We start from the raw sequence: 19,089 nt of genomic DNA, 5'->3' as shown, positions 1-19,089 counted from the left end.
CACCCTTTTTTTATGCTTTAATTTTTAACGATTTTGTTGTTACATAAAAATCTAAAAGGGAAATACATGAAAAAAAGTCTAATAATGCTGTCTGCAATTGCAGCATTTTCTGTTACATCATTCGCAAGTGATATGAACAAAGAGATGTTAAATCAAATACAAGCTTTGAAAGTACAAATTGAAGCTTTAGAAAAAAAAGTAGCTGAGCAAGAAGCTCAAAAACCTGTAGTTCAACAAACTGTTGTTGATGAAAAAAGAATTGAAAATATTGAAAAAAAACTTGACACTGTTTCAAAAACAGCAACTTCTGCAAAAATTCAAAGTGGTAATGACAATCTAAAATGGGATGTTGATTTTAGAACACAAGTTGACAATATTCAATACAAACGTGCTGATGGTTCAAAAGCTGAAAATAATGCACTTATGACAAATAGATTATGGTTAGGTATGGGATATAAAGCTGATGATAATTCATCATTTCATGGAAAATTATCTTATAACAAAGCATTTGGTGATACTGCCGATCACTCTCAATCAAATACAAATCCAGGTTATGCAGATTTTGATTGGGTAACAAATGAAAATGCAACAGATAATACAATTAAACTAAAAGAAGCTTATTGGTTATATTCAAATAATACTTTCTTTGGTACAGATGTTCCATGGACTGCTTCAGTTGGTAGACGACCTTCAACAGATGGATTACCAATAAATCTCAGAAATGACCAAAAAGAAAACTCTCCTTTATCACATGTTGTTGATGTAGAGTTTGATGGTTTCTCATTTAGATTTGATACAGAATTGACTACAGGATTTAGAGGTTCTTGGTTCAAAATATGTGCAGGTAGAGGTTTAACAAATGCTATTCCTAGATTTGATATGTCAGGAACTGCTTATGCATCAGACGACACAAAAAATGTAGATGTTGATTTATTAGGTGTGATTGCAGTTCCTTATGATGATGGCAAATATTCTGTTCATATGAATTATGCAAGAGCATGGAATTTAATTGGTTTTGATCAAAATTCTTTAAACACTTTTGGTGCTGCATATGCAAATTATTCTGCCTCACAAGATGCAACTGCTGCTTATGAATTACAAATGGCAACACCTGCATTCAAAGATGTTGGAGATATTGACTATGCAACAATCCTATTTAAAACAGAAGGTATTGGAGATGGTATTTCTGATTATTTAGATGACACAACAGCTTTTGCTTCATTTGCAATGAGTAAAACTAATCCAAATAATATTTCAGGAGGAATGTTAGGTTCACTTGATTCAGAAATTGGGACATCAGTATGGTTAGGAGTAAATGCGCCATGTCCTATAAGTCCTGATGATTCAAGAATTGGATTAGAATGGAATCAAGGTAGTAAATACTGGAGATCTATGACATATGGTGAAGATACATATGCAGGAAGTAAAATAGCGACTCGTGGTCAAGCATGGGAAGTTTATAGAAATCAAAAATTAACAGATGCATTAAGTTTTGGAGTTAGTTATGTTTATATGAAATATGACTATACAGGTTCAAACTCGTTCTTTGGAGCAGATGGAACACCAACATCTATTGCAGATGCACAAGCAGCTTATAAAGCTGGATTAGCTTCATCAAGTCCAGTTGAATCCGCACAAGATATTAGAGCTTATATGAGATATAGATTCTAATATAAAAATAAAAAGAGGTTTTCCTCTTTTTATACTCTTTTAAATAAAAGAGTATTTGTCAAATTTATATATTACTTTTTCTGCTAGTTCTATCATTTGAATATTTAACTTTTTAAACTCTTTATTTTTCATCTCAACTAACAATTTATCATAAGCGTGAAAATATGGATATATAATAAAATATATATACTCTTTTGATCGTGACTCTTTATTTAACTCTTTAAACCAAAGAGCTAAAAGAGAAAAGTACAACATAGATGGATTAAAAGATTGGTTTTCTTTTAGATTTGTTGAAATTTCTTTATTAATAAAGTTATATCCTTCTAAAATAGCTTTTACTTTAGAAGTTTTTCTATTGCTTAAATAATAAGCATCTGAATATGTTACCTTTTTAATTTCTTTTAGCATATCAATTCCAATATTATTAAAATTTTCAATAATATCTTTATCTAAACCTGAATTTTCTAAATCTACTTTATCTTTATACGATAGAATCAAGTCTCTGCAAAATAACAATAAGCTTTCTGTTTTTATTTTTGATAAGTTTAAAATCATAAGTAATTGTAACAAAATTTTCACAAATTTACGCATATCTCATTAAGTTTAAGTCACTTTGAGGTAAAATAATCACAATTTAATAAATAATTAAGAAAAAAAGGAATTTATTGGAACCTATTGGTATATTAAAAGATGGTCAAATTTATGATCTTCAAACTGCTCTGGCTTTAGATATCCAAGGAGAAGAAATCAAGGCTGATGATTCAAAAGAATCTTTAGATATTTTAAGACACTCTTGTGCTCACATGATGGCTCAAGCTATCAAAGAACTTTACCCTGAAGCAAAATTCTTCGTTGGACCTGTTGTAAAAGAAGGTTTTTACTATGACTTCAAAGTAGAAAGTAAAATCTCAGATGAAGATTTACCTACTATTGAAAAGAAAATGAAAGAAATAGCGGATAGAAAACTTCCTATCACTAGACATGAAACTACAAAAGAAGAATTCTTAGAAAAATTCAAAAATGATGAATTAAAACAAGCTGTTCTTAAAAATATCAAAGATACTACACTTACTATTTATAAACAAGGTGATTTTGAAGACTTATGTAGAGGTCCTCACTTACCAAATACTAGAATGATTAGATCTTTCAAATTAACAAGAGTAGCTGGTGCTTATCTTGGTGGTGATGAAAAGAATGAAATGATTACTAGAATTTATGGAATTGCATTCTTTGATAAACAAGCATTATTTGATTATTCTAAAATGATTGAAGAAGCTAAAAAAAGAGATCACAGAAAACTTGGAACAGAATTAGAACTTTTCACATTTAACGATGATGTTGGTGCTGGTCTTCCTATGTGGCTACCAAATGGTGCAAGACTTCGATCTAAATTAGAACATATCTTATATAAAGCGCATAGAATTAGAGGTTATGAACCTGTTCGTGGTCCTGAGATATTAAAAGCTGAAATGTGGAAAATATCAGGTCATTATGCAAACTATAAAGAAAATATGTACTTCACTACTATTGATGAACAAGAGTATGGTATTAAACCAATGAATTGCGTTGGTCATATTCAAATATTCAAAAACTCATTAGTATCATATAAAGATTTACCTAAAAAACTTTTTGAATATGGTGTTGTTCATAGACATGAAATGAGTGGAGCAATGCATGGGTTATTTAGAGTAAGAGAGTTTACTCAAGATGATTCACATATCTTTTGTACTCAAGATCAAATAAAAGAAGTTATCTTTGAAGTTTTAGAATTTGTTGATGCATTGTTAAAAATGTTTGATTTCAAATATGAAATTGAAGTTTCTACAAAACCTGAAAAAGCAATTGGAGATGATATCTTCTGGGAAAAAACTACTAAAGGTATCATGGATGCTTTAGATGAAAACAATATTTCTTATGGTATTGATGAAGGTGGAGGAGCATTTTATGGTCCAAAAATCGATATCAAAATTCTAGATGCAATTGGAAGAAAATGGCAATGTGGAACTGTTCAAGTAGATATGAATTTACCATCTAGATTTAATGCAGAATTTATCAATGATAAGGGTGAAAAAGAACAACCAGTTATGATTCATAGAGCAATACTAGGTTCTTTTGAGAGATTTATTGGTATTCTAACTGAACACTGTGCGGGAGAATTTCCATTTGCTATCGCACCTACTCAAGTAATTTTTGTACCTATTGCAGATACACATGTTGAGTACGCAAAACAGTTACAAAAAGAATTACAACAAAATGAAATGGATTCTAAAATCTTTGATATGAATGAAAGTTTAAATAAAAGAATTAGAATGGCTGAAAAACAAAGAGTTCCTATGATAGTAGTTATAGGAGATGAGGAAGTTGCTAATAAATCTGTTGCGTTAAGAAACAGAAGAACAAGAGAGCAATCAAACATGAGCAAAGACGAATTTATGTCAATGTTAAAAGAAATAATAAAAGGAAGCGAAATTTGAGCAAAGATAAAAGAAAAGACGATGTAATCATGAATGAATTGATTACAGCAAAAGAAGTTAGATGTACAAGTGATGAGGGAACTAATTATGGTATCATTAGTACTACAGAAGCACTTAAGATTGCTGATGAGTTAGGTCTTGACTTAGTATTAATTGCTCCAGATGGAAAACCTCCTGTTGCTAAAATTATGGATTATGGTAAATTTAGATACCAACAAGAAAAAAAGAAAAAAGAAGCTAAAAAAAATCAAAAAGTTATTGTTGTAAAAGAAATTAAACTTTCTGTAAAAATTGCTGAAAATGATATTAGCTATAAAGTTAAGCATGCAAGAGAATTCTTAGAAGAAGGAAATCATGTTAAGTTTAGAGTTTTTCTAAAAGGTAGAGAAATGGCTAATCCACAAGCTGGTGTTGATGTATTAAACAAAGTATGGCCAATGATTGAAGATTTAGCTGTAATGGATAAAGAACCAAAACTAGAAGGAAGATATGTTAATATGATGGCTCTTCCTAAAAAAGACTAATCACTCCACAACAAATAAAGAAGAGAGTCTTTCTCTTCTTTTCTACTTTTTATTCAAATTTTAAAGAAAAATCAAGTAAATTTTAAGTATAATCCAAAACTTTTTCATGTTTATATGAAATTGCAAATTTATAAGGAGGATTCTTCAATGCCAAAAATGAAAAGTGTTAGTGGCGCTTTAAAAAGATTTAAAGTGAAGAAAAACGGGTCAATTAAAAGAGGATCAGCTTTTAGAAGCCATATCTTAACTAAAATGACACAAAAAAGAAAAAGAAACCTAAGAGGACCTAAAACAGTACATAAAACAGATGCTGGTAGGATTCTTGCTGCGTTGTGTAAAGCGTAATTACTTAAAATTTAAGTAATTTTTGTCCCTCCATCAATGATGGAAAAGTTCAGCGTTTGCTGACACCTTATTTAAAAATAATGGTTAAGAAAGGAAATATATATGCCTAGAGTAAAAACTGGTGTTGTTAGAAGAAGAAGACACAAGAAAGTATTAAAAGCTGCTAGAGGATTTTTTAGTGGTAGAAGAAAACACTTCAGAAAAGCTAAAGAACAATTAGAAAGATCTTTAGTTTATGCTTTCAGAGATAGAAGACAGAAAAAAAGAGACATAAGAAAATTATGGATCATAAGAATCAATGCAGCTTGTAGATTAAATGATATTAACTACTCAAGATTCATGAACGGATTAAAATTATCTGGTTTAGAATTTGATAGAAAAATCTTAGCTGATATGGCTATGAATGATTCTACTGCATTTGCATCATTAGTAGTAACTGCTAAAGCTGCACTAAAATAAATTTGCAAACCTAAAAAGGGAGAAGCGTTATTAGCTCTTCTCCCTTTTTTTATGCCTTAAATTCCCAAAGGTTCATTTACATCAATCTTACAATCTTCACCTTTACAAGTAATATTTGCATCAAAATATAAAACCTCAGATATATCTATATTATCTTTTTTCAATTTACTCCAAGCTTCAATAGATCTAGCACCTGCTGAACAATGAAAAATCACTGTTTTTCCTTTTGGTAGTTTTTCAAATAGTTCTTTTGCTGAAAACTTATCAGCTTCAATATTTATTGAACCTTTTATATGACCTTTTTCAAAATCTTTTGAACTTAAAACATTTACTATTTGAATATATTCAGGTACTTTATTATCAACAATTTGCGCTTTTAACCATTCCCCATCAACTGTACCTTCATCACTTCCAAGTTTAGCACCATTTGGGGTTGATACTTTTTTTACTTTTTTTTCATCTGATGTAGCTGTTTTCGCTTTTGAACTAGCAGTTGTAGATAAACCTGCTTCTTTCCACGCTGGAAGTCCCCCTGCATAAACTGAAACATTTTTATACCCTAAAGAATAAAGTTTATTTGCAACAATATTTGATTTTTCACAAGTATACCCTTGACAAAAAGCAACAATTTTTTCATTCTTATCAATAGGAAATCTTCCAATTAATTTATCTAAATTTGTATCAGGAATAGAAATACTTCCTGGAATTGTTTCTTGAAAAAACTTAATCTGAGGTCTTGCATCTACAAGTAAAGCACTATTATTTTCTTGATAAGCTTTAACGACTACAGTACCAATTTCAAGATAACTTTTTTGTGCCCATTGTGGTTCTCCAGCAGAATAAATTTTTACATTCTTATGCCCTTTAGTTTTTAACATTTGTGCAACTAATGCACTTTTTTCGCACGTAAATCCTGCACAAAAAACAATTAATTCTTTATCTTTTGATAAATCTACAAGTTGCTTATAAGAATTTTCAAAATCTGTATCTGGAATATTTAAACTTGAAGGAATAGTTCCTTTTTCATATTTTAATGCAGGTCTTGCATCTATTAATATAGATTCTGCTGCACCTCTAAAACCAATACCTACTTTTTTTGATACATAATCAAAATCTACCTGCTCCAAGTTATGTTTTTTAATTAACTCTGCAATTTCTGGTGTTACTTGTTGCTCTACTGCATAAGATTGACTTAATGTCAATATTGATATTACTGCTAAACTACTTAATATTTTTTTCATCTTTTTTCCTTGTGAATAATTTAAAAATAAGCCGTAAGATTAAAATAACTATATATACAAATAGTACAAAAACAAAAGGGTGATAATAACCCAATCCATAAGCTCCTGAATTGGGTAAATTAATTAGGTGTTGAAGTGGATATTCCATAAACTCTTTATTATGAAAGAAAATACTTAAAATAAAAAATATAATTAGAATAATCCAAATCTCTTTTTTCAAAATAAAATCCTATGCTTTACCACTTAACATTCCATATTGAGTCATTGGTTTAAGTAAATAAACTTTTAATAACCACCAAAGATATCTTTCTTGTGTAGGATCTAAAGGAAATGAAGGTGTAGGTTTTGCTGTCCAATCAAATTCAGCTAACATAACTTTTCCAATATCAGTAATAAGAGGACAAACTGTATATCCCCCATATTTAGCTGTCGGCTCTTTACCTTCCATAACAGAGATTAAGTTATCAACTAATACTTTGTATTGTTTTCTAACACTTCCACCTGTTTTACCCATAGGAACAGCAGCAATATCACCTAATGCAAAAATATTATTATATTTTACATGTTGTAATGTTTCTTTATGCACAGGAACCCAACCTTTTGCTGAACCAATTGCTGATTTACCAATTTCATCTGGTGCTTTTTGAGGAGGAGTTATATGTAAAAAATCAAACGGAACTTCAACATTCAAGTTTTTAGTAACCATTGAATACTCCTCTAAATCTTTATCATATGGACCTTTTTCTTGCCAATGCTTATCAAAAATTGCAGTCTTTTTAGCAATATCTACACCAATTAAATTATGATTGAAGTTCCACTTCATATTTCTAGCAATAAATTGTTTTTCAATTGCATCTGCATACTCTTTAACACCAAAGAGTTTTCCACCATCTGGATAAAAAGTCAATTCAGCATTTTCTCTTGCTCCTGCTTCTACTAATCTAGCATTTGTAAGATACATTACTTTTTTAGGTGCTCCCCCACATTTAATTGCAGTATCAGGGTCTGTAAATACACCTTTTACTTTTTGTCCATCTTTTGCTTTTTGTATAAATTTTTGCATCTGAGTCCACATTGCGACTGCTGAATCAATATTATAAACAGAAGTTACTCCTGAATCTCCAAAAACTTTTAAAATTTTAAATGCGTCACCTGCAGTATAAGCATCACCAACTTCTTCTAATCCTTTAATTGCTCCATAGTCTAAAGTAATCCCCGCAGCAACAATTAGAAAGTCATATGTGATTGTTTCCCCTGATTCAAGAGCAACAGAGTTTGATTCTGGATTAAAATCGATTGCTCTATCTTTAAGTACTGTAACACCTTTTGGTATGTAATCACTAGTATTATAATCAATATCTGCTTTTGTATAAACGCCTGAGGCAACAAGAGTAGCTCCAGGTTGATAAGATACTGATTTTGGATTAGGCTCTATGATAGTTATATCAGGATTTGATAATGTATTCACAAGTCTTGCAGCAGTTGAAATACCAGCTAATCCCCCACCAATAATAAGAATCTTTCCAGTTGCATCGCTTGCTCTTAATTCAGTTGCAGCTTCAGCTTCTGATCCACCCATTAAATATGCAGCACTTCCAAGTCCAGCTAATTTGAAAGCTTCTCTTCTTGAAATTCCTGATTTTTTTATTTCTGAATCAACTAGTTCTAGTGCTTTATCTAGTTCATTTTTTGCCATAATAGCTTCCTTTATTTATGATAATAAGTATAACATTAGAATAGCAAAAAAGATATAATAATAGACTTATGAGTTAGTGTTTTTTTGCTTATTAGAATTATTATTTTTACTTATAAATTCAAGTGAATTTGAATAGTCTTCTTTATTATTTATATTCATAAATTCATTATCATTTGGGAAGTTAATAAGTAGTGTATTATTATTTTTTAATAAATAACCTATTTTATGAATATCAGATTCTATCATTGTATTAATACTTTCACTTATATTAGAAGAAAATACTCCACATAAATTATGGATTTTTTCTGTTTTTGCAACACAAATATCTACATCTTTAGATTTCTCAATTAATTTAGATATTGATTCAATTGAAACAAAAGGAGTATCAACTGTTATTAAAAAGATTTTCTGATTTTTTAATTTCTTAAATATAGTATCTAAAGCTAAAATTGGAGAGAAAATATCTTTATTTTCATCAAAAATAATACTATCATTATTAAGAAAATCAAATTTATTGACTTTAGAAGAGAGATAAATATTTTTAAAATAAGGTTTTAATCTATCGTATTGATATTGGGTGAGTGATTTTGAAGAAGCAAAAGGAAGAAGAGATTTGTCTTCTCCCATTCGAGAGCTTTTCCCTCCACATAAAATTACACAGGTAATTTCAAAAAATGGAGGATTAGTCATTATAAACTTCTTGGATCTGTAATATATCCAGAAATTGCAGATGCTGCTGCAACTGCGCTATTTGCTAGATAAATTTTTGAGCTTCTTGAACCCATTCTTCCAACAAAGTTTCTATTTGTAGTAGAGATACAAACTTCTCCATCTCCTAAGATTCCCATATATCCACCTAAACATGCTCCACATGTTGGATTTGATACAACAGCTCCTGCATCAACTAAAATGTCGATATAACCTGCTTTTTGTGCATCTCTTAAGATTTTTTGAGTTCCTGGAGTTACAATAAGTCTTACATGACGTGCAACTTTTTTACCTTCTAGAATTTCAGCTGCAACTTTAAAATCTGATAATCTTCCATTTGTACAGCTTCCAATAAATACTTGATCAACTCTAATATCATCAATAACTGCTTGATTTACAGAATGACCATTCGATGGTAAAAATGGATATGCAATCACAGGATTTAATGCTTCAACATCAATCTCAATTACTTGACAATATTTAGCATCATCATCAGAATAATGAATTTTTGGTTCTGCTCTTAATCCACCATTTAATTCAGCTGTTTTATCTAAAAATTCTCTTGTAACATCATCAACAGCTACAATACCATTTTTAGCTCCTGCTTCAATTGCCATATTACATAATGAGAATCTATCATCCATTGATAAATAAGCAATTGTATCACCTGTGAATTCTAAAGCTTTATATAAAGCTCCATCAACACCTAAAATTCTGATGATTTCTAGTATTAAATCTTTTCCAGTTACATAAGGACCTGGTTTTCCTTTGAATACAACTTTAATTGATTCAGGAACTTTAAACCAGTTACCACCTGTGATCATTCCAAAAGAGATATCTGTACTTCCCATACCTGTAGAAAATGCTCCTAAAGCACCATGTGTACATGTATGTGAATCTGCACCAATAATAACATCACCCGGTAATACTAAACCTTTTTCAGGTAAAAGTGCGTGTTCAATTCCCATATCTTTTTCATCAAAGAAATATTTTAAATTATGTTTCATTGCAAAATCTCTTGAGATTTTTGCTTGATTTGCTGAAGCTATATCTTTTGCTGGAATAAAATGATCAAGAACAATTGCAAAACCTTCTGGATTTACTAATTTTTCAAAACCACCATCTTCAAATGCTTTAATAGAAATCGGAGTTGTAATATCATTTCCAATTACCATATCAATCGGACTTCTAACTATTTCTCCTGCAAAAACTGCTTTTCCTACATGCTCACTAAAAATCTTTTCTGTTATTGTTTGACCCATTTCAATTTCCTGTCATTTTCTAAAATTTCTTGGATTATAGCTAAATTTATTTTAAGCTACAAATCTAAGATTTATTGTTTTTTTGCTTTTTTTCTTCTCTAATTTGTTTTATTTGTTTAAAAATAATCAATGCAACTGCCATATTTATAATCACATCAGCGATATTGAATATTGCAAATTCAAAACCATAATGCCAATAAAAATAATCAACAACACCACCATAAGTAAATCTATCTAAAATATTTGATAAACCACCTGCATATAAAAGTGCAATAGCTAGGTAATATTCATCAAAAACATCTTTATTTTTAAAAAGATATATTGTTGCAATTACTATTATCAGAAGTTGAATATATTTTAAATTATGTTCCAAAAATGAAAACATAGAGAACGCAACACCATAGTTATATGCAAGTTTCAATGACATATAAGGTCCGTCTACATCCCAATTTAGATTTGCAAATCCATATTTAACAACTTGGTCTAAAATAAAAATTACTATAAATAAATATACTGCAATTAATAATTTTTTTTTCATAGTGCCTTTTTAAAAAATGCTATTAAAGATTCCATACTCTCTTCAACATCTTTTTTCTTTTTACCTTCTAAAAGTAATCTAATTTTATTTTCAGTTCCTGAATATCTAATTAAATCTCTAATTCCTTTTTCTCTAATAGGTTTTAAAACAGCCTCTAAACCTTCTAGTTTATCAAGAGGGATTTTTTCTGTTACTTTCATATTGTGTAAAATTTGAGGATATAAATCAAATGGATTTAAAACTTCACTTGCTTTTTTCCCTGATTTTAAAACTAGTGCAAGAACTTGAAGAGCAGAAGCTAATCCATCTCCTGTTTTAGCCACATCAGAGAAAATAATATGCCCACTTTGCTCACCACCAAAGTTAATACCTTTTTCTTGCATAACTTCAAGAACATATTTGTCACCAACATCAGATCTAAATAACTCTATTTTATCTTTTGCTAAATAATCTTCTAATGCTTTATTCGACATAACTGTTGCAACACAAGCATTTCCTTGAAGTAATTTTCGTTCATTTAAATATTTGCATAAAGCACCTATTAATTTATCTCCATCAACTATTTCACCCTGCTCATCAACAACGACTAATCTATCAGCATCACCATCAAGTGCTAAACCAATATCAGCTCTATATTCTCTTACGAGCTTAGACACACCCTCAGGATGCATTGCTCCACAATTTTCATTAATATTAAATCCATTTGGTTTATTGTTAATTACAATTACATCCGCACCTAATTCTTCTAATATTGTAGGTCCCACTTTATAAGCTGCTCCATTTGCACAATCAAGAACAATTCTTAAACCATGAAGAGTTAAATCTTTTGGAAAAGAGCTTTTTATTGAAACAATATATCTTCCAATAACGTCATCAATTCTTTTTGAAGCCCCAATATTTTTACCCGTAACTTGCTCATTTATCATTAAATCATTATCATTAAATATATCTTCTATTTTTTTTTCACATGTAACGCTTAATTTATTTCCATGATTATCAAAAAATTTGATTCCATTATCTTCATAAGGATTGTGAGATGCTGAAATCATAATTCCAGCATCACATCTCATTGATTCTGTTAAATATGCAATTGCAGGTGTAGGCATTGGACCTATTTGAATTACATCGTAACCAACAGCTGTTAAACCACTTACAAGTGCATTTTCAATCATATAACCACTTCGTCTTGTGTCTTTTCCCACAAGAATTCTCTTAGTTGTAGAATGTTTTCTAAAATAAATACCTGCAGCTTTAGCTAATTTTAGTACAGTCATTGCATCTAAAAAATCACCAGCTTTCCCTCTAACTCCATCAGTTCCGAATAGTTTCATTAAATCTTCCTAAAATTAAACTTTGTTTAAGATACTTTAGGTAATATTCTACCCTTAAAATTTTTACAAAGAGGTTAAAAAAAATGGCAAATCACAAATCTTCTGAAAAAAGAGCTAGACAAACTAGAATTAAAACAGAAAGAAACAGATTTTATAAAACTAGAATCAAAAATGTTACAAAAAATGTATTAGCAGCAATCGAAACAGCTGATAAAGAAAAAGCAACTGAAGCTATGAAAACTGCAAACAAATATTTACACCATTGTGTATCTAAAGGTGTTCTTAAAAAAGAAACTGCATCAAGAAAAGTTGGTAGATTACAAATCAAAGTTAACGCTATATAATTTGAATATAAATTAAATATATATGTTAAAAAACAGATTACTACCATTTATTAATAGACATGAAGAAATCAATAATTTATTGATGGCTCCTGATATTACAAATGATATAAAAAGAATGACTGATCTTTCTAAAGAACAGTCAAATATGCAACCTATTGTTACTAAAGCTAGAGAATATGTTAAATTAATAGATGATATTAATGAAAACAAAATGCTTCTTGATGATCCAGAACTTGGTGATTTAGCAAAAGAAGAACTTAAAGAATTAGAAACAAGAAAACCTATTTTGGAAGATGAAATTAAATTTTTAATGATTCCAAAAGATCCTAATGATGATAAAAATATTTATCTAGAGTTAAGAGCAGGAACAGGTGGTGATGAAGCTGCTATCTTTGTTGGTGACCTTTTTAGAGGTTATTTAAGATATGCAGAAAACAAAAATTGGAAAGTTGAAATCATGAGCTCAAGTGAGAGTGAATCTGGTGGATATAAGGAAGTTGTAATTCTAGTTAAAGGTGACCATGTTTATTCGAAGTTAAAATTCGAAGGTGGTACACATAGAGTTCAAAGAGTTCCTGCTACAGAATCACAAGGAAGAGTTCATACATCAGCAATAACAGTAGCAGTTATGCCTGAAGTTGATGATGTAGAAGTTGAAATTGATCCAAATGATTTAAAAATTGATGTTATGAGAGCCAGTGGAAATGGTGGTCAATCTGTAAATACTACAGACTCAGCGGTTAGAATCACACATATTCCATCTGGAATTGTAGTTACCAATCAAGATCAAAAATCTCAACACAAAAATAAAGATAGAGCTATGAAAGTTTTAAAAGCTAAACTTTATGAAATTGAGATGCAAAAGAAAATGGAATCAGAAGGTGCTACAAGAAAAGAGCAAGTCGGTACTGGTGATAGAAGTGGAAGAATTAGAACTTATAATTACCCACAAAATAGAATCAGTGATCATAGAATTAACTTGACTCTATATAGACTTGATTACATCATGAATGATGGTCTATTTGATGAAGTAATTGATCCTCTTATTGCTGATCATCAATCTAGACTTATCGAAGCTAATGGATTATAATCCATTAGTCTTTTTTAATTAAATATGATCGAACTAAATACTACTTATATACACTACAAAAACAAAGAATCTTATACTACATTAAACTTTTGTAAAATTCAAGAGAATAATAGTTGGATAAAAGCTGTTATTTATAAGCCAAATAATTGTGAAGAACTATTTGTAAGAAGCTATAAAGAATTTGAAGAAAAATTCTCTAAAATAAAAAACTAATCCCTAATAATAAATAACTAAGAATATATTGAGTAACCAAAATGTAACCAGAAAGCATTAAACTTTCACCATATAAAAATTATGGAGAAAAAATATGACTTTCAAAAAAACATCTATGGCTTTAATCGCAAGTGCTTTATTAGCAACAACTCTATCTGCTAGAGATCAAATTAAAATTGTTGGATCTTCAACTGTATATCCTTTTTCATCTTCAGTAGCTGAAGAATTTGGTGCAACAACAAAATTCCCTACTCCAGTTGTTGAATCAACAGGAACAGGTGGTGGTATGAAATTATTTTGTGCAGGAAATGATATAGATACTCCTGATATCACAAATGCATCAAGAAGAATGAAAGATAAAGAATTTACAATGTGTCAAGAAAATGGTGTAACAGATATTACTGAAGCAATCATTGGTTTCGATGGTATTGCAGTTGCACAATCAGCATCTGTAAAAAGTTTCAATGTAACAAAAGCTCAATTAGCATTAGCAGTTGCAGCTGAAGTTCCTTCTAAAGATGGAAAATCATTAATTGCAAACCCATATAAAAAATGGTCAGATATTGATGCATCTTTACCTGATAGAGAAATTATTGTTTATGGACCACCAAAATCTTCTGGAACAAGAGATTCATTTGAAGAATTAGTATTACAACACGTATTTGAAAAAATGTCAGTATATACAGATTTATTCAAAGCTGATGAAACTGCAAACAAAAAATATAAAGCTTACTCTGTAATTAGAACTGATGGTGTATATGTAGAATCTGGTGAAAATGACAATTTAATTGTTCAAAAACTTACAAAAAATGAATCAGCAATTGGTATTTTTGGTTACTCTTTCTTAGAAGAAAATAAAGATAAAGTTGATGGATTAACAATTGATGGTGTTGAGCCAACTCCTGAAACTATTTCTTCTGGTAAATATCCAGTTGCAAGATCTATGTATTTCTATATCAAAAATTCTCATGCAAAAGATGTTAAACCTTTAAAAGATTATGCAAACTTATTTATGTCTGAAAAAATGATTGGTAAAGATGGAATTTTAGGTGAATTAGGTCTTGTAGTATTACCTGATGATGTAAGAAGTGCTGCTAGAACAAAAGTTATGAATAGTGAAAAATTAACTTTAGAAATGTTAAAACACTAAAAATTTAAAAGAAGAGGTTTTCTCTTCTTTTATTTTAATTCAAATTTTATTATTAAGTTTTTATCTGTTAACGCGAACGAAGAGATAAAAACTTAATAATAAAATTAAAAAGGTCTTTATGTCAAATTGGGATGAAATAATTGAAAAATTAGATTATGCTTTTCAACCTATTATTTATTCTCATACGGGTAAGATTTATGCTGTTGAAGCCCTAGTTAGAGGTGTTCAAAATATTAATGGCTTAAATTGTATTGATGATTTATTTGATAAAGCATTTCATGATGACTTTCTATATGAGCTAGACTTACAGCTAAGAGAAAAAGCTATAAATAAATTTTCAAATATTGATATAGATAATTTAAAACTATTTTACAATCTTGATAATAGAATTATTTATAATAAAAAATATTCTCAAGGTAACACAGCAAAAATATTAAAAAGATACAATTTAGAGAAAAATAGGATTTGTTTTGAACTTAGTGAAAAAGGTACTGCAATAGAACAGAATGCACTTTCAAGTATGATCCAAAAATACAAAGAGAGTGGTTATTCAATAGCAATTGATGATTTTGGTATTGGGGTTTCTGGACTTAAACTTTTATATTTTAGTGAAGCAAATGTAATAAAATTAGATAGATTCTTTATTACAAATATTGATCAAGATTCAAAGAAGAAATTATTTTGCTCATCAATAATTGAAATGGCACATATAATGGGAATGCTGGTAATTGCAGAAGGAATTGAAACAGCAAAAGAGTTTTATACTTGTAAAGATATAGGTGCTGATTTTATGCAAGGATACTTAGTACAACATCCAATGCTAAAGATAAAAGAAATCAAAAATATTTATCCTAATATTGTGACATTAATTAATGAAGATAAAAGAGCAAATGGCAATGCATCAATCGACCATGAATTTATTGAACCAATTGTTGCACTTGATATTAATACTTCTTTATATAATTTATTTATTCATTTTAAAGAAGATACTAAAAATAATTTTGTACCAATAGTCGATGAATATAAAAATTTCCTAGGAATTATATACGAAAGTGATATAAAAAAAATTTCATATTCACAATATGGATTATCACTTGCTCAAAATATGACATATTCTTCATCTTTAATTAAATATATCAAACCTGCACTTAGTGTTGAAATATCGTGGGGTATAGATAAAATTCTAGAAATGTATAATTTAAAATCAAAGGATTCTTTAGGTATTTTTATTACACAATCAGATAAATATAAAGGATTTATTAATTTAAATTCACTTTTAACATTATCTTATAAAAGGAATATTGAGATTGCAACAAATCAGAATCCTTTAACAAAATTACCAGGTAATAATCAAATAGAAAAATATATAGATAAATCTTTAAAAAAGAATCAAAAAAATATTACTCATATCATATATTTTAACTTTAATGATTTTAAACCTTTTAATGATATTTATGGATTTAGACAAGGAGATCGTGCTATTTTAATCTTCTCAGAGTTATTACAAAAACGATATCCAAAAGATTCATTTATTGCTCATATTGGAGGAGATGATTTTTTTGTAGGATTAAAAGACCATAATTATAAAGATGTTCTTACTTTAACTCAAGAAGTTCAAAATGAATTTAAATTTACAGCTGAAAACATTTATAAAAAAATAGATAAAGATAATGGTTTCATAATATCAAAAGATAGATTTAATATGGAAAGAAAATTTGAACTATTATCTGTTTCATCTGCCATCATTGAGATTAATTCTAAATCAAATATTTCAAATTTTGACAATACCCTAAACATATTAAAAAAAGCTTCGAAAGGCTCAGTAGAACCGATTTTTAGTATACTTTAATTTTTTGTAATCATTCTGTAATCAATTTTCTCTAAAATTTTAATTAATTTAATATAAAGGCAAAAATATTGAGCACTTTTGAATCAAGAAAAAAACAAAGAGAACTTAATGAAAAATTAATTAAATTCGCTTTAATTAGTGCAGCTGCAATCTCAATTTTAACTACTTTTGGAATTTTATTTTCAATATTATTTGAAGCAATTGAGTTCTTTAAGCTTAGAAGTTTTTGGTATTTCATTACAGGAACAGTATGGTCTCCTGGTGTAATAGGAAGTCAATTTGGTGCACTCCCAATTTTTGCAGGAACATTTGTAATTACTCTTATTGCACTAGGAGTTGCCATTCCAATTGGATTGGGGAGTGCCATTTATATGAGTGAATATGCAAGCCCTAAAGTAAGAGATTATTTAAAGCCGCTACTTGAAGTACTTGCAGGTATTCCAACTGTTGTTTATGGTTTTTTTGCAGCAATAACGGTTGCTCCATTAGTTGTAAAGATTGCTGAATTTGTTGGATTAGAAGCTACTTTTAACTCAGCACTTGCTTCTGGTGTTGTAATGGGAATTATGATTATTCCTGTTATTTCATCACTTTCAGATGATGTAATTCGTGCTGTTCCTGACTCTCAAAGAAAAGCTGCATTTGGTCTTGGTATGACCCATGGAGAAACAATTAGAAATATTGTTTTACCCTCAGCAATGCCAGGTATTATTTCAGCCTCACTTTTAGGACTTTCAAAAGCATTGGGAGAAACTATGATTGTAGTTATGGCAGCAGGTTTAAGACCAAATCTTTCATGGAATCCACTTGAAGATATGACAACAGTTACAGTTACAATTGTAAATTCACTAGTTGGAGATTTTGAGTTTAACTCACCTGAAACTCTTTCAGCATTTGCATTAGGACTTATCCTTTTCATTGTAACATTAATTCTAAATATGATTTCATTATCACTAATTAGAAAATTTAAAGAAAAATATAAAGTGAACACATTATGATAAAAAGAAAAAAGAAAAATAAACAAGATAATCCATTTTATGATCCAGCTCTTAAAAAAAGACACACAAGTGCAAATAGATTTAAGAAATTTACCTTAACTTCATTAATTTTTTCTATTGCATTTTTAGCTTTCTTTTTATTTGATATAGTAGGAAAAGGATTACCAGCTTTTAATGTAGCTTATGTAAAAGTAGATGTTACTTATAATGAAAAAACATTAAAAGACAGTAGGTTTGCAGTTGAAAACAAATTTAGAAGTATCGTTTCAAGAGCATGGTTAAGAGATGTTCCAAATCTTGTAAGAGCTAACCCTGAGTTAATGAATACAACTAAAGAAACTTGGGTTTTAGCAGATGATCAAGTTGATCAATACTTAAAAGGTCATTACAATAAATTAAAAGATAAGCACATAGCTTTAGTTGATGAGCTTTATGCACAAGGTTTAATTGAAAGAAAATTTAATACAGTTTTCTTCACAAACGGTGATTCAAAAATTCCTGAGTATGCAGGTTTATATTCTGCAATGGTAGGTTCTGTTTTAACTTTAATTATTACGATGATTGTTGCATTCCCAATTGGGGTTATGACTGCTATTTATCTAGAAGAGTTTGCAGGAGATAATAAGTTTACAAGGTTTATTGAAATAAATATTAATAATTTAGCAGCAATCCCTTCTATATTATTTGGTCTTTTGGGTCTTGCAATATTTATTAACTTATTCGGCATGCCAAGAAGCTCACCATTAGTGGGAGGATTAACTCTTGCTCTTATGACACTACCTATTATTATTGTTAGTTCAAGAGCTGCATTAAGAGCTGTTCCTGATAGTATTAGGCAAGCAGGATATGGTTTAGGATTAAATAAAATTCAAGTAACTAAAGATCACGTTCTGCCACTTGCTTTTCCAGGAGTTTTAACGGGTTCTATTATTGGTCTTGCGCAAGCAATGGGAGAAACAGCTCCATTGATTATTATAGGAATGATTGCATTTATTCCCGATGCTCCAAGTATGGTTACTCAAGCAGCAACAGTTATGCCAGCTCAATTATTCACATGGGCTGGAATGCCTGAAGGAACTTATATTGAAAAAACAGCTGCTGGTATTATGGTATTGTTAACTATATTAATATCACTAAATGCTATTGCAATATATTTAAGAAAAAAATTCGAAGTTAAATGGTAGAAGGAAAATTAA

General features: G+C 29.4%; 19 protein-coding genes. 12 read left to right on the top strand and 7 right to left on the bottom strand.

The features are described from left to right. Window positions 1-66 precede the first annotated feature (66 nt). On the top strand, window positions 67-1,671 hold the full coding sequence (locus ABVS04_RS01870) for a DUF3373 domain-containing protein (protein WP_368028960.1): 1,605 nt from the start codon (window positions 67-69) through the stop codon (window positions 1,669-1,671). Between the two features lie 39 nt (window positions 1,672-1,710). On the opposite strand, the gene ABVS04_RS01865 is transcribed toward ABVS04_RS01870, so the two are convergent. Beyond that, the gene (locus ABVS04_RS01865; protein ID WP_368028959.1) at window positions 1,711-2,169 is read right to left on the bottom strand and encodes a hypothetical protein; all 459 of its coding nucleotides are present in this window, start codon (window positions 2,167-2,169) and stop codon (window positions 1,711-1,713) included. 167 nt (window positions 2,170-2,336) lie between these two features. Here ABVS04_RS01865 and thrS point away from each other — a divergent pair, with 167 nt between their 5' ends. From thrS to rplT, 4 genes are all read left to right on the top strand, one after another. After that, window positions 2,337-4,145: a threonine--tRNA ligase gene (thrS, locus tag ABVS04_RS01860; protein ID WP_368028958.1), complete on the top strand. Its 1,809-nt coding sequence runs from the start codon at window positions 2,337-2,339 to the stop codon at window positions 4,143-4,145. Between the two features lie 29 nt (window positions 4,146-4,174). Beyond that, entirely contained in the window at window positions 4,175-4,669 is a 495-nt protein-coding gene (gene infC, locus ABVS04_RS01855) for a translation initiation factor IF-3 (RefSeq protein WP_368028979.1), read from the top strand. A gap of 147 nt (window positions 4,670-4,816) precedes the next feature. Beyond that, a complete protein-coding gene (gene rpmI, locus ABVS04_RS01850; RefSeq protein WP_368028957.1) occupies window positions 4,817-5,014 on the top strand; it encodes a 50S ribosomal protein L35 in 198 nt (65 codons plus the stop codon). A gap of 102 nt (window positions 5,015-5,116) precedes the next feature. Further along, a complete protein-coding gene (gene rplT / locus ABVS04_RS01845) occupies window positions 5,117-5,473 on the top strand; it encodes a 50S ribosomal protein L20 (RefSeq protein ID WP_368028956.1) in 357 nt (118 codons plus the stop codon). A 56-nt stretch (window positions 5,474-5,529) separates the two neighbouring features. On the opposite strand, the gene ABVS04_RS01840 is transcribed toward rplT, so the two are convergent. The 6 genes from ABVS04_RS01840 to glmM all read right to left on the bottom strand — a co-directional run bounded on the left by ABVS04_RS01840 (window position 5,530) and on the right by glmM (window position 12,249). Beyond that, window positions 5,530-6,714, bottom strand: a complete 1,185-nt coding sequence (locus tag ABVS04_RS01840; protein WP_368028955.1) for a rhodanese-like domain-containing protein — start codon at window positions 6,712-6,714, stop codon at window positions 5,530-5,532. A gap of 229 nt (window positions 6,715-6,943) precedes the next feature. Continuing rightward, window positions 6,944-8,410, bottom strand: a complete 1,467-nt coding sequence (locus ABVS04_RS01835) for an NAD(P)/FAD-dependent oxidoreductase (protein WP_368028954.1) — start codon at window positions 8,408-8,410, stop codon at window positions 6,944-6,946. Between the two features lie 66 nt (window positions 8,411-8,476). Beyond that, entirely contained in the window at window positions 8,477-9,100 is a 624-nt protein-coding gene (gene mobA / locus ABVS04_RS01830) for a molybdenum cofactor guanylyltransferase MobA (RefSeq protein WP_368028953.1), read from the bottom strand. Continuing rightward, the gene (locus tag ABVS04_RS01825) at window positions 9,100-10,380 is read right to left on the bottom strand and encodes a 3-isopropylmalate dehydratase large subunit (protein WP_368028952.1); all 1,281 of its coding nucleotides are present in this window, start codon (window positions 10,378-10,380) and stop codon (window positions 9,100-9,102) included. The genes mobA and ABVS04_RS01825 overlap by 1 nt, the downstream gene beginning before the upstream one ends. A 64-nt stretch (window positions 10,381-10,444) precedes the next feature. Continuing rightward, window positions 10,445-10,918, bottom strand: coding sequence for a signal peptidase II (lspA, locus tag ABVS04_RS01820; RefSeq protein WP_368028951.1), 474 nt, complete (start codon window positions 10,916-10,918; stop codon window positions 10,445-10,447). After that, window positions 10,915-12,249, bottom strand: coding sequence for a phosphoglucosamine mutase (gene glmM, locus ABVS04_RS01815; RefSeq protein ID WP_368028950.1), 1,335 nt, complete (start codon window positions 12,247-12,249; stop codon window positions 10,915-10,917). The genes lspA and glmM overlap by 4 nt, the downstream gene beginning before the upstream one ends. A gap of 83 nt (window positions 12,250-12,332) precedes the next feature. Between glmM and rpsT the strand changes: the two genes are divergently transcribed. The 7 genes from rpsT to pstA all read left to right on the top strand — a co-directional run bounded on the left by rpsT (window position 12,333) and on the right by pstA (window position 19,077). Then, window positions 12,333-12,593 (top strand): 30S ribosomal protein S20, encoded by a 261-nt coding sequence (gene rpsT, locus ABVS04_RS01810; protein ID WP_368028949.1) that lies wholly within the window; start codon window positions 12,333-12,335, stop codon window positions 12,591-12,593. Between the two features lie 22 nt (window positions 12,594-12,615). Then, window positions 12,616-13,683 carry a peptide chain release factor 1 gene (gene prfA / locus ABVS04_RS01805; protein WP_368028948.1) on the top strand — a complete coding sequence of 356 codons (1,068 nt, stop codon included), beginning with the start codon at window positions 12,616-12,618 and terminating at the stop codon, window positions 13,681-13,683. Window positions 13,684-13,707: 24 nt separating this feature from the next. Then, on the top strand, window positions 13,708-13,896 hold the full coding sequence (locus ABVS04_RS01800) for a DUF1653 domain-containing protein (RefSeq protein WP_368028947.1): 189 nt from the start codon (window positions 13,708-13,710) through the stop codon (window positions 13,894-13,896). A 94-nt stretch (window positions 13,897-13,990) separates the two neighbouring features. Next, the gene (locus tag ABVS04_RS01795) at window positions 13,991-15,046 is read left to right on the top strand and encodes a substrate-binding domain-containing protein (RefSeq protein WP_368028946.1); all 1,056 of its coding nucleotides are present in this window, start codon (window positions 13,991-13,993) and stop codon (window positions 15,044-15,046) included. 118 nt (window positions 15,047-15,164) lie between these two features. Continuing rightward, complete coding sequence (locus ABVS04_RS01790) at window positions 15,165-16,895, top strand: GGDEF domain-containing protein (RefSeq protein ID WP_368028945.1); 1,731 nt, start codon at window positions 15,165-15,167, stop codon at window positions 16,893-16,895. A 68-nt stretch (window positions 16,896-16,963) separates the two neighbouring features. Beyond that, a complete protein-coding gene (gene pstC, locus ABVS04_RS01785; protein ID WP_368028944.1) occupies window positions 16,964-17,893 on the top strand; it encodes a phosphate ABC transporter permease subunit PstC in 930 nt (309 codons plus the stop codon). Continuing rightward, window positions 17,890-19,077, top strand: coding sequence for a phosphate ABC transporter permease PstA (gene pstA / locus ABVS04_RS01780; RefSeq protein WP_368028943.1), 1,188 nt, complete (start codon window positions 17,890-17,892; stop codon window positions 19,075-19,077). The genes pstC and pstA overlap by 4 nt, the downstream gene beginning before the upstream one ends. The last annotated feature ends 12 nt before the right edge of the window (window positions 19,078-19,089 follow it).

Source organism: Arcobacter sp. s6 (assembly GCF_040884245.1).
Lineage (GTDB): Bacteria > Campylobacterota > Campylobacteria > Campylobacterales > Arcobacteraceae > Aliarcobacter.
This window is presented reverse-complemented; position numbering and strand designations above follow the sequence as displayed.

Bases quoted from the DNA above. Each gene is read 5' to 3' on its own strand.
- ABVS04_RS01825 (WP_368028952.1), bottom strand. From the start codon at position 10,380: ATGGGTCAAACAATAACAGAAAAGATTTTTAGTGAGCATGTAGGAAAA.
- rpmI (WP_368028957.1), top strand. From the start codon at position 4,817: ATGCCAAAAATGAAAAGTGTTAGTGGCGCTTTAAAAAGATTTAAAGTG.
- mobA (WP_368028953.1), bottom strand. From the start codon at position 9,100: ATGACTAATCCTCCATTTTTTGAAATTACCTGTGTAATTTTATGTGGA.
- lspA (WP_368028951.1), bottom strand. From the start codon at position 10,918: ATGAAAAAAAAATTATTAATTGCAGTATATTTATTTATAGTAATTTTT.
- rpsT (WP_368028949.1), top strand. From the start codon at position 12,333: ATGGCAAATCACAAATCTTCTGAAAAAAGAGCTAGACAAACTAGAATT.
- ABVS04_RS01790 (WP_368028945.1), top strand. From the start codon at position 15,165: ATGTCAAATTGGGATGAAATAATTGAAAAATTAGATTATGCTTTTCAA.
- glmM (WP_368028950.1), bottom strand. From the start codon at position 12,249: ATGAAACTATTCGGAACTGATGGAGTTAGAGGGAAAGCTGGTGATTTT.
- ABVS04_RS01870 (WP_368028960.1), top strand. From the start codon at position 67: ATGAAAAAAAGTCTAATAATGCTGTCTGCAATTGCAGCATTTTCTGTT.
- ABVS04_RS01795 (WP_368028946.1), top strand. From the start codon at position 13,991: ATGACTTTCAAAAAAACATCTATGGCTTTAATCGCAAGTGCTTTATTA.
- ABVS04_RS01840 (WP_368028955.1), bottom strand. From the start codon at position 6,714: ATGAAAAAAATATTAAGTAGTTTAGCAGTAATATCAATATTGACATTA.
- ABVS04_RS01835 (WP_368028954.1), bottom strand. From the start codon at position 8,410: ATGGCAAAAAATGAACTAGATAAAGCACTAGAACTAGTTGATTCAGAA.
- pstA (WP_368028943.1), top strand. From the start codon at position 17,890: ATGATAAAAAGAAAAAAGAAAAATAAACAAGATAATCCATTTTATGAT.
- rplT (WP_368028956.1), top strand. From the start codon at position 5,117: ATGCCTAGAGTAAAAACTGGTGTTGTTAGAAGAAGAAGACACAAGAAA.
- ABVS04_RS01800 (WP_368028947.1), top strand. From the start codon at position 13,708: ATGATCGAACTAAATACTACTTATATACACTACAAAAACAAAGAATCT.
- prfA (WP_368028948.1), top strand. From the start codon at position 12,616: ATGTTAAAAAACAGATTACTACCATTTATTAATAGACATGAAGAAATC.
- infC (WP_368028979.1), top strand. From the start codon at position 4,175: ATGAATGAATTGATTACAGCAAAAGAAGTTAGATGTACAAGTGATGAG.